General features: G+C 42.7%; 14 protein-coding genes. 13 read left to right on the forward strand and 1 reads right to left on the reverse strand.

Features of this window, described 5'->3' with window-relative positions:
• From WC788_02720 to WC788_02765, 10 genes are all read left to right on the forward strand, one after another.
• Positions 1-201 (forward strand): hypothetical protein (locus WC788_02720; protein ID MFA6096518.1); only part of this gene is annotated, 201 nt, incomplete at its 5' end.
• A 248-nt stretch (positions 202-449) separates the two neighbouring features.
• Entirely contained in the window at positions 450-839 is a 390-nt protein-coding gene (locus WC788_02725) for a cupredoxin family copper-binding protein (GenBank protein MFA6096519.1), read from the forward strand.
• 4 nt (positions 840-843) lie between these two features.
• A complete protein-coding gene (locus WC788_02730; GenBank protein MFA6096520.1) occupies positions 844-1095 on the forward strand; it encodes a DUF2769 domain-containing protein in 252 nt (83 codons plus the stop codon).
• Between the two features lie 15 nt (positions 1096-1110).
• Complete coding sequence (locus tag WC788_02735) at positions 1111-2094, forward strand: flavodoxin family protein (protein MFA6096521.1); 984 nt, start codon at positions 1111-1113, stop codon at positions 2092-2094.
• 4 nt (positions 2095-2098) lie between these two features.
• Entirely contained in the window at positions 2099-2317 is a 219-nt protein-coding gene (locus tag WC788_02740; protein ID MFA6096522.1) for a hypothetical protein, read from the forward strand.
• Positions 2318-2479: 162 nt separating this feature from the next.
• Complete coding sequence (gene mgtA, locus WC788_02745) at positions 2480-5011, forward strand: magnesium-translocating P-type ATPase (protein MFA6096523.1); 2532 nt, start codon at positions 2480-2482, stop codon at positions 5009-5011.
• Positions 5012-5107: 96 nt separating this feature from the next.
• On the forward strand, positions 5108-5245 hold the full coding sequence (locus tag WC788_02750; protein ID MFA6096524.1) for a hypothetical protein: 138 nt from the start codon (positions 5108-5110) through the stop codon (positions 5243-5245).
• A 125-nt stretch (positions 5246-5370) separates the two neighbouring features.
• Positions 5371-5958 carry a hypothetical protein gene (locus tag WC788_02755; protein ID MFA6096525.1) on the forward strand — a complete coding sequence of 196 codons (588 nt, stop codon included), beginning with the start codon at positions 5371-5373 and terminating at the stop codon, positions 5956-5958.
• 48 nt (positions 5959-6006) lie between these two features.
• Entirely contained in the window at positions 6007-7272 is a 1266-nt protein-coding gene (locus WC788_02760) for an NAD(P)/FAD-dependent oxidoreductase (GenBank protein ID MFA6096526.1), read from the forward strand.
• Between the two features lie 126 nt (positions 7273-7398).
• Positions 7399-9165, forward strand: a complete 1767-nt coding sequence (locus WC788_02765; GenBank protein MFA6096527.1) for an ABC transporter ATP-binding protein — start codon at positions 7399-7401, stop codon at positions 9163-9165.
• 57 nt (positions 9166-9222) lie between these two features.
• Here WC788_02765 and WC788_02770 read toward each other — a convergent pair whose 3' ends face one another.
• Positions 9223-9543, reverse strand: coding sequence for a hypothetical protein (locus WC788_02770; GenBank protein ID MFA6096528.1), 321 nt, complete (start codon positions 9541-9543; stop codon positions 9223-9225).
• Between the two features lie 475 nt (positions 9544-10018).
• Between WC788_02770 and WC788_02775 the strand changes: the two genes are divergently transcribed.
• The 3 genes from WC788_02775 (at position 10019) to WC788_02785 (ending at position 11268) form a co-directional block, all read left to right on the forward strand.
• Positions 10019-10150: a hypothetical protein gene (locus WC788_02775; GenBank protein MFA6096529.1), complete on the forward strand. Its 132-nt coding sequence runs from the start codon at positions 10019-10021 to the stop codon at positions 10148-10150.
• 19 nt (positions 10151-10169) lie between these two features.
• The gene (locus tag WC788_02780) at positions 10170-10724 is read left to right on the forward strand and encodes an HD domain-containing protein (GenBank protein ID MFA6096530.1); all 555 of its coding nucleotides are present in this window, start codon (positions 10170-10172) and stop codon (positions 10722-10724) included.
• 163 nt (positions 10725-10887) lie between these two features.
• A complete protein-coding gene (locus WC788_02785; GenBank protein ID MFA6096531.1) occupies positions 10888-11268 on the forward strand; it encodes a hypothetical protein in 381 nt (126 codons plus the stop codon).
• Positions 11269-11285 lie beyond the last annotated feature (17 nt).

Here is an 11285-nt window from a genome sequence, read left to right on the forward strand (position 1 = left end):
CATACGCATATATCTTATTATATGCAGTCATTATACAACAGTATTGGCGAGAATGGCATGGGCGGCAATTCATCCCTGTGTGTCTTGAAGGACAACACAGGGAGTTCTTGCCGGACTTTTAAATATAGAGACATCGGCCTGATTATCAGGAAATATGAAAAAAAGATCCAAAGTGAAAAGAACTTTCATATAATAAAGTAAAACACGTGCTGGAAACTGATCATCCGTTTCGGAATAGGATGGTTTTTTGTTGCGAAAAAAATACCATTTTGGATCTCATCGACCGGCAAGTTTGTGAAAGAACAATTCACATTGACCGGAATTGCCCGTGCAGGACTCAAGGTGGTATGGGACATGCATCTGTAATTGGTATTATGTTGTGTTGATATCTTTGTTCCCGAGATAGGCGATGCGGTGTATAATATATATGTAATCAATAAAATAACTCTATGAAAATAACAAACGCTTTTATCGGATTAACTGCAGTTGTAATTGTTCTGGGTGGTGCGTATTATTTCAGCCGGCAGTATTATGCGGCACCGGTTCCGCAGAATTACAATAATGTTCCGGTGGACGGCACTAATTCCGTTCCGGCAGGAACAAATGCTGTCAGTATGCAGAATTATTCATTTGCCCCAGCCACTCTCACGGTTAAAGCCGGAACGGCCGTGGTTTGGACGAATAATGATTCCGTTCCTCACACGATCAAGTCTGCCGGATTCAATTCGGGGACTATGTCGAAGGGGCAAACGTTCGAGTTCAAATTCGAGAATGCCGGATCGTATGACTATTTGTGCGGATTACATCCCTCGATGACAGGTAAAATAATAGTTGAATAAAATTATGTCAAAAGTTGAAAAAAACAGCGACAATTTGAAGGGATGCCTTTGCGCTAATTGTCCGACATATAATGACTGCGCAAGGGAGAAGAAAGAAATACTGTTCTGCTCGCAAGCGAACGGCAAGGGAACTTGTGCATATAAGATGCAAGGTTGCATCTGTCCCGTTTGTGTGGTTTACAAAAAAAATGGCCTGGATGCGAGCTTTTATTGCATCTATGGTTCTGCCGATGAAATTGAGAATAAGAAACCGTAAATAGGAGAAACAATTATGAAAGTTTGCGAGAATTGCAAGCTGATCTATGAGCTTCCGGCAAAGCATTGCGCGAATTGCGGAAATGAGCTTTTGATTCCTCAAAAAACGGATGAATATCTGATGAGTTTTTTGGAAATTGACGGCGCGATGCTGAACAGGTTCAGGGATATACAAAAAACGGCCATTGAGGAGACCGGAATGATCGGCAATGAAAGCGGAGAAATGATAGCTATCGGGATTTCAGGAAGCGGGCGGGACAAGTTCGATATGGCTGCAGAAGAAAGCAATTCGGAGTTTTTGCTGAAAGAATGCCTGAAAGAGCTGGAACATCTTGGAGCGCAAACCGAACTAATCCCGCTTAGGAAGTATAATATCAAACCGTGCAAGGCCTGTTATTCGACGGTGAATACCCAGTGCCATTTCTATTGCTCATGCTACCCCAGAGGCACTGATGCATCGGACGATATGACGAATATCCTTTATGACAAAGTGCTTGGTGCGGATATTATCATATTCGCGACGCCTGTGAATAATTTCAAAATATCATCACATATGGCGCTTTTCGTTGATCGCTGCATCAGTCTTGATGGAAGCCTTGAGCCGGCGGATCCGGGCAATCCGAAGAATAAGGATCTGAATGTCAAGCATATGAAATTCATATTGCTTACAGCGGATGACAATATCTCCGGCAGCGGTTTTGTGCGGCGCTTTATCGGAAAAACGGCAGGGATCATCGCGACCGGCCATGAAGAGGGAACGTCAATGGCGATCTCGTCGCTTTTTATGACGCTGAATCATTTCGGGATGATCTTCCCGCCATGGTCGAATATGTACGCCATGTCGTCGATCGCATATCCCACATTCAAAGACAAGGGAATTGTAACCGACGAAGCTTTTCTGGAAGATGCGAGAAAGATTGCGCGCAACACGATGACTTGCGCGAAGAATCTCAAAAATTTCAACGAATTCGGCTGGAAATACGATAATTCATCAAATTAAGCATATGTTCAATGAAATTTCTTATTACATGATATTCGGGCGGCCGCTTCTGGCGTATATGGGAATTGTCACGCTTTCGTCATTCCTATTCACGGCGTATATCGGATATTCAAATCTTCACGGAAATGTAAAGATACCTCTGAAATATCATTTTATGATGGCGAAAATATCGCTGTCGCTCGCGATCATCCACGGAACTTTTGCGGCTTTGGCATATTTCTAGAGATCGTTTAAAAAAGCCGCTCCATATTTGAGGCACGCGGGAGTATTCATCGTTTATCGTGCTTTATAATGCAAGAGGCGTAAAACCTCTTTTTAAATTGAATCTTGGTTAACTCGTGCATATTTGATATAATTACGTCAAGATAAGCTATATCATAAATAAATGAACAAAAAAATATCGGAAGATTATGCGAAAACGGATATTGAAAAGCTTGCAAAGACGCTGAAAGCCGATCTTAAAAAAGGCCTTACGACCGATGAGGCGATCCGAAGGACGAATATATACGGGAAAAACGAAATAAGCAAAAAGAAGAAAGTTTCGCCGGTCATCAAATTCTTGAGCTATTTCAATAATCCGATGGTGATAATCCTGATCATTGCGGCGCTCCTGTCGGGACTCACGGGAGAGATCGAAAATCTCATTATTATATTTTTGATGGTGTTTCTCAGTGTTATTATGAATTTTTATCAGGAATATAAATCAAACAAGGCCGCTGATGAGATCGCAAAGAAGCTTGCGGTCAGGGCGACCGTGATGAGAAACGGAGTTAAGGTCGATGTTCTTACGAAACATATCGTACCGGGGGATGTCGTGCTTCTTTCGGCCGGAGACATAGTTCCTGCTGATGGCAGGATCGTTCAGTCTGACGATTTTTTCATCAATGAATCGGTATTGACCGGAGAGAGTTTCCCGCAGGAAAAAACGGCGAACGATGCCGGAGAAAATAATATTGTGTTTTCGGGAACGAATGTGGTGTCGGGATATTCTCAGGTCTTGATCGTGAATACGGGTGCGAATACTGAGTATGGAAAGATCGCGGATAAGCTCGCGGACACGAATGAAGTGAATGCATTCGAATTGGGAATAAGGGATTTCGGTTATTTTATCATAAAGATAATAGTCGTAATCGTACTTATCATTTTTTTGATAAATGCCATTGAGAAAAAAGATCTTCTCGATTCATTCATATTTTCCATTGCTGTCGCGGTCGGCATAACGCCGGAGCTGTTGCCGATGATAATGAGCGTGAACATGGCCAAGGGTTCGATCAATATGGCCAAAAAGGGCGTTATTGTGAAAAGGCTCAGCGCCATTCCCGATTTCGGAAGCATGGACATCCTGTGTACGGATAAGACCGGAACGCTCACCGAGGACAAGATAACTCTCGTAAAATATATTGATCTTTCGGGAGGGGAGGACAAAAGCGTGCTGAGGCTCGCTTATATCAATGGATATTATGAAACCGGAATAAAAAGCCTTCTGGACAAGGCCATACTTGATTTTAAGAGTGTTGCCATGGATGACTTGAACAAGGTTGATGAGATCCCCTATGATTTCATGAGAAAAAGATCTTCGATCATTTATGCGGAAGCCGGCAACAGGCAGATGGTGACAAAGGGCGCTCCGGAAGAAGTTTTCAAGATCTGTTCAACATGTCTTGATGGAGGGAAGGCTGTTGAGCTTTCGCAGGCTGAGTTTGTAAAAATAAACAAGGTGTATGAAGATCTGAGCAAGCAGGGATTCAGGGTTCTTGCGATCGCCACGAAGGATGTGCAGGATGACAAGAAGATCTATCCGAAGAGCGAAGAGAGCGGAATGACGCTCGTCGGATTTACGGTTTTTTATGATCCTCCGAAGAAGGGCGTTGCCGAAACGCTGGATTTCATGAAGAAGCACGGAATTGAGATCAAGATCCTGACAGGAGACGGACTGCTTATTACAAAAAAAATATGTGAAGATATCGGATTTCAGATCAAGGGATCCATTTCGGGGGAAAATCTTGATCTCAATAAAATGAGCGTTTCGAGCATTTCTGCGATCGCTGAAAAAACAAATGTCTTTGCAAGACTCTCTCCGATCCAGAAAGAAAGGATAATATCCGTACTGAGAAAAAAGGGCTATGTTGTCGGCTATCTCGGTGACGGCATAAATGACGCGCCATCGCTTCGAAGCGCGGATGTCGGAATATCCGTCGATAATGCCGTTGATGTTGCGAAAGAAACGGCAGATATAATACTTCTGAAAAAGGGGCTTAAGGAGCTTATGGATGGAGTGCTCGAAGGGAGAAAAACCTTTGGAAATACGATGAAATATCTGATGATGGGATTAAGCTCCAATTTCGGAAATATGTTCAGCATGATCGGCGCGGCACTGTATCTTCCGTTCTTTCCGATGATGCCCGGACAGATCCTTCTGAACAATTTCATATATGATACGTCGCAGCTTTCTATACCTCTCGACAATGTCGATGATGAATATTTGAAGAAGCCGAAGCATTGGGATATGAATTTCATTAAACTTTTCATGTATGTGTTTGGTCCCATAAGCTCGCTCTTCGATTTCATAACCTTCTATGTTCTGTTCCATGTGTTCGGACTTGCGGATGGCGCTTTCCAGACAGGATGGTTCATTGAATCGCTTGCGACCCAAACTTTTGTGATCTACGTGATTCGAACAAGAAAAATCCCGTTTTTGGAATCAACGCCAAGCAAATATCTGCTGGCTTCCACCATAGGTGCGATGTGCCTGGGCATCATTCTGACAATGCCGTTTATCGGGAAAGTCTTCGGATTTATTTTTCCCTCATCCGGCGTTTTTATTTCGTTATTCGCAATCGTGTCTGCTTATCTCGTTGTTGTGGAAATAGTGAAGCAGATCTTTTACAGAAAATTATACAGGGCAAGCAGGAATTAAATAAAATAAAAAAGATGCGGATTCGGACATTCAGTATGTGAAAATGACGATTTTCATGGGAAGTTCGAACATGATCCATTTGAGGCTGAGGCGAACATGATCCAAGAAGCGATAATAAGGGTTCACGAAGAAGCCGAGCTCGGATTTCAAGGATCATCTTGCGATAATTGCGCGTTATACAATATCAGGAAGCTGACCAATGAGAGGGGAATGAAACATCTGCAGTCGCAATAATCAGGCATATATGCCAGGTTTTTTGGTTTTGTAAATATTTTATAGAATCGAATATTGATTTATTTGATATGCCGTGCTATTCTGAATCTCGAGAATAAATATTCTCACAAAGAGGAGATGAATATATGAGCATATTCGACAGGTTCTTTAAAAAAGAAGAGGAACATTGCGATATATTGGAGCAAGCCAGAAAAGATATCGCATCAAAGGCATTATGGGATCTGCACGTCCTAAGATCAACCGCATATGAAGAGGCTGTGAAAATAATCGAGTGGTGCACAGTTGCGCAAAAGAAAAACGATCCGTCGGATCACGTCGATGCTGCGGTCATGCTTATGAGTTATTGTGCCGCATCTTCATCAGCTATTTTGAAGGAGATAAAAAAACTATCAGGATCGCAAGCCGGCAATTTCGAGCAGAATCTTTATGGGGCACTCGGAAAGATCGATATTCTTTATGATGAAAATGATCACATAAAAAGACTTAAAGCAAAAAGAGCGGAAGTTTATTACTTATTCGGGAATAAGCCATCATATAGAATAAAGAAATCAGCGCAATTGCTTGCAGCTTGCATTGTATCCAGCGAAAATTTGGATGCAGCCAGGGCGCTCTACCGAAACGAAAATTTCACCGAAGAAGTGAAAAAACAGCTGAAGGAGGAAATGAGCGTTTACGATGAAAACATCGTAAAAGAAATAATTGAAGAGAAATAGAGGCCTATGAGAGGTCTTTTTTATTTGGATCTGTGCTATAATCAATTTATGAAATATGATATCGCGATAATCGGCGGAGGGCCTGCGGGGATGATGGCTGCAGGGCGTGCAGGCGAGCTTGGCGCTCGCGTTGTTTTGGTCGAAAAAAACGTAAACTTGGGTACAAAGCTTCTTATGACCGGGAACGGAAGGTGCAATATAACCAATCTTTCCGACGATCCGAAGGGAATAGCCGCCAAATTCGGAAAGAACGGAAGATTCCTTTTTTCAGCGCTGAACTTGTTTTCTGCCGGTGATGCTGTGGCTTTTTTCAGATCAAGAGGACTTGAAATAAAAGTTGAAGAACAAAATAAGGCATATCCTGCGAGCGACAAGGCCCATGACGTTCTGGATGCACTTCAGGGATATATGGAAGATGGCGGTGTTGAGATCAGATCGGGTTCTAATGTGGCAGACCTCGAGGCAAGCTCGAATGCGGTTGAATATATAAAGCTTGAAAACGGTGAAAAGATAGAAGCCGATAAATTCATAATTGCAACGGGTGGGCTTTCATATCCGCAAAGCGGCTCAACCGGCGACGGATTCAATTGGGCGAAGAAACTCGGCCATAGCGTGAGCGGACTCTACCCTGCGCTGACGCCTATTATTATTGAGGAAGGTGCTGTTGCGGACCTTGAAGGATTGAGCCTGAGAAATGCCGATATCTCTATTTATAAAAACAGCAAAAAAATAGATTCAAGGCGCGGCGAAGCTATTTTTACAAAAAATGGGATGAGCGGACCGGCAATAATAGATCTTTCAAAGAGGATCGGAAAGGAATTGCCGGGAGTTATTTTGAAGATCGACCTTAAGCCTGAGCTTGATTTTGATAAGTTGGATAAATTAATGCAGCAGGATTTTTATGTGAAGAAGAACAAGCTTTTCAGGAACAGTTTTGACAGGATGCTTCCGAAAAAAATGATCCCCGTGGTGATCAGGCTTTCGGGCATAGATCCGGTGAAAAAAGTCAACAGCATAAGTAAAGATGAACGCAAGAAGATCCTCCATCTTATAAAAGAATTTACTCTCACAGTTAAGAGTCTCGCGGGATTTGAAAAAGCTGTTGTTACTTCCGGAGGCGTTAAGCTGAGGGAGATCGATCCCAGAACCATGAGGTCGAAGATCATGAGCAATCTATTTTTTGCGGGGGAGATCCTTGATCTGGACGGTCCGACCGGAGGATTCAATTTGCAGATGTGCTGGAGCACGGGCAGGGTTGCGGGCGAGAACGCCGCAAAGAAACGGGTTGACCTGACAGATCGACCTGAAAGGTAACATAATCATGGTAACATAATCATCGCCTTGACGTTATATATAATATATACTATAATAAGTTTTTTAAGTAAAATTTCGTTCAAAATCTCAGGCGTATTGCCGGGGGATTGATTTATTGGTATTAAAATGGAAAATAATACGAAAAAAACGCTGGGTATATTCTTGAAATATTCGCTCAGATATAAACTGCTGATGTTCCTGATCCCGCTTTCAATAACGGGAGCGGTCGTAACAAATGTCATAATACCTCTTTATTACAAGGCTTTTTTTGATGTGCTTGCGAGCGGGCAAAGCAAGGAAGTTATTTACGAAAGCTTGAGGCAGAATTTGTATTTGATTTTGATAACAGTTTTGGTCGGCTGGGTTTTCTGGAGAATTACGACATTTTCAAGCATATATTTCCAGACGAAGGTGATCGCGGATCTGTCGAACATGTGTTTTGCATATCTGCATAAGCATTCATTTTCCTATTTCAACAACAACTTTACCGGATCATTGGTGAAAAGGGTGGGATATTTTTCTAGAGCATATGAAGATATTGTGGACAGGATCACATGGGACATTGTTCCGATCTTCATTGAAATGACGGTTATAGCGATAGTTCTTTATTCAAGAAGCCCGATCTTGGGCATAGCTTTGACCATATGGGTGGTTGTATTTCTGATCATAAACTGGTTTTTGACGAAATATAAACTGAAATATGATATTCTGAGAAGCGCAGCGCAGACGGAAGCCACGGGGTTTTTGGCCGATACGATCACAAATAACGGCAACGTGAAGCTTTTTTGCGGTTACGACAGAGAGGTTAAAAGATATTTCGATCTAAATGAGAGAGTGAAGAAGCTGAAGCAGTTTGCCTGGAATTTGGACAGTGCATTTGAAGCTTTTCAGGGTCTTCTTATGATCTCTCTCGAAATCGGAATATTATATCTGGCCATAGATCTTTGGAAGGACGGCAAGCTGACGGCCGGAGATTTTGTTCTCCTGCAGACATATGTCTTCATTATATTCCATAAGCTTTGGAATATTGGAAAAATTATCAGGAATATATATCAGAATCTTGCCGATGCGGAAGAGATGACCGTTGTCCTGAATACGCCTCATGAAATAGTCAATGTTCCCGGGGCGAAAGATCTTGCAATGAAGGGCGGAGAAATTGAATTCAGGAATGTCCGCTTCTATTATCACAAAACTCGAAAGATCCTGGACAAGTTCAATCTTAGGATAAAGGCTAGAGAGAGGATCGCGCTGATAGGCCCGTCAGGCGCGGGAAAAACCACGGTTGTGAAGCTGCTCCTCAGGAATCATGATGTGGACGGCGGAAATATCCTTATCGACGGCCAGGACATATCAAAAGCGAAATTGGAAAGCCTCTGGACGAATATAAGCCTTGTTCCGCAGGACCCAATTCTGTTCCATAGGACTTTGATGGAGAACATAAGATACGGAAAGCCCGATGCGACGGACGAAGAGGTTTTCGAAGCTTCGAAGATCGCACACTGCAGCGAATTCATCGACATTCTTCCGAATAAGTATGATACGCATGTCGGAGAAAGGGGCGTAAAGCTTTCCGGAGGGGAGAGGCAAAGAGTCGCGATCGCAAGGGCAATACTCCGGAATGCGCCGATCCTTATTTTGGACGAAGCAACCTCGAGCCTTGATTCCGGTTCAGAACGGTTGATCCAGGACGCATTGAACAAGCTCATGGAAAATAAGACCGTGATCGTGATCGCACACAGACTCTCGACGATCGTGAAAATGGACAGGATAATTTTCATCGGATGCGGAGAGATCATCGAGGAAGGCACGCACAAGGAGCTTCTGGAAAAAGAGAACGGGAACTATAAGAAGCTGTGGGAATTGCAGGCCGGAGGATTCATCACGGAAGAATAAAACAACCCTTTCACGGGGGTTGTTTTAATAAAAAAAGACCTTTTATTTTAAGATCTCTTATTTTATATTCCACCAGCAGTCAAAAGTTTTCAGAACATTTTCGTAGTCTTCTTTTTTTACATTTCTTTCTTCGATGACCGTTATATCATAATGCTGATATTCATCAAATTCTCTTTTTTGGACCGTAAATTTAACATTTGGAAGATGGATAACGTCTCCGACTGTTGGGGCCACTTTTCGTTTGATATTCGCTTCTAGTTTAACGACGGGAAGGCCGTCGACGATTATTATTGTTCTGCATAATATCGATATTGTATCAGAACATTGCCGAAGCAAGTTCTTTTCAAGCTCATTTATTTTTCTGCAAAGTTCGCACAAATTATATCACCTGTTCCAAGCGGAACAATTCAGTATATGAATAAAATCATCGATTGTCAATATATATCAATTTGATATTACGGAGCGGTGATGTAAAAATTTGACATTTCCGAAGAATCTGCTAATATTCAAACATACAGTTCACTTTGAAAATTCTATCCTATGTGCGGGGTTAATCGCACCATTCATAGCTTCCGCCTTGGGCGGATAGGCGACCGGGGAGATCTGTCGGGAGCCAAATGCAATGATTGACTGATCGCTTGAGCGGTTGGAAGGTCTCACTTAACAAGAAGTATAATTCTTGTCTATCGTGAGATGTTCTGACCGCTTTTTTTATTCTTCATTTCTGAATAATTCAAGAAATATTTTGAAACAGAAAAAATGAAGAATAATCATGCGTAGCTTCAGTGAAGCAAGGTAAACGCAGGAAGAATTACTTCCGGAAAAGCGGGAAAAAACAAAAGGAGGAAAAAAAATGTTTTACTGCGAGAAATGCAGAGAAGAGAATAAATGGCCCAAAAGCTTGTTCAAGAGCTATGGTCCATGTGAAATGTGCGGAAAGGTACGGGAATGCAATGATGTGCCATCAAGGTGCCTGCCGCCATAATAGAAAAGGAGGAATAAAAATGACCTTTACCAAAAGAATACAGAAAGCGATAGAAATATCGGCAACGATACATGAAGGACAATACAGGAAGGGAACCAGTGTTCCGTATGCGACGCATCCGTTTGCGGCGTTTCTCATCGGAAGCAAATATACCGATGACGAAGATACGCTTATTTCGATCCTCATGCATGACGGTCCCGAAGATACCGATATGACTTTCGACCGGATCAAAAATGAATTCGGTCCGGATGTCAGCGAGATCGTGCGGGGAGTCACCAAGGAAAAGAGGTTCGCAAGGCTTCCCTGGAAAGAAAAGGAGGAAAAATATCTGGCGAATCTGCGAAGCGCCAGGATCGAATCAATGATCGTGTGCGCGTCCGATAAGATCCACAATATGATGTCGACCATCAATGAGTATGACGGGGAAGGATTCTGGAAGCGGTTCGCTGCGACAAAAGAACAGAAAATAAAATACTATGAAAATGTGCTCGAGGTCCTGAAAGAAAGGATCTCCGGCGGGATCATAGACGAATATGAAGAGACCCTTTCAAGAATGAAAGAAGTCGTGAGCTAAGGCCAAAGTGGACTATAAAACCCACTTTTTTTATGTAAATTTTTGTTGATTATGCCGTAATACGGCATAGGGTTGACATGTGCTGAAAAAGTTGTATTATTGAGGTGAATTTTGCATTAACATGCAGAAATTCGAAAAAAACAATGATCGGAGGTTAGATATAATGGAAGCATCACAGGCAATCCAGTGTCAGATTGTGAGAATGCCGAATTTGAAAAGAAACATGACAGATCTTGTGCAAGCGGTGAGCATAGGCGTAATGGAAAAAGGCCTGCCCGGATCAAGGGCTGTGGAATATCAATACGGAGTATATAGGGTGGCTGCAAAATATGAAAATGTCACCGGCCCTCCGCACAGAGCGGATGTCGAGACCAAGCACCGGGTGTTTTGGGACGAAGAATCTCTGAACAGGCTGGAGATCCTACTCGAGGGATTGATCGAGGAAGGCAAGCCATTCGTCACCAGGACGGGCGACGGAAGCGGAGAAAACCCCTTCATTACATTGAGGTGGGAGAGAGAAATAATAGCATACGCGCGCCAATGATCGACGCGCAATTTTTA

The organism is Candidatus Paceibacterota bacterium, from assembly GCA_041661265.1.
Classification (GTDB): Bacteria; Patescibacteriota; Minisyncoccia; order JAHIHE01; family JAGLIN01; genus JBAZUT01.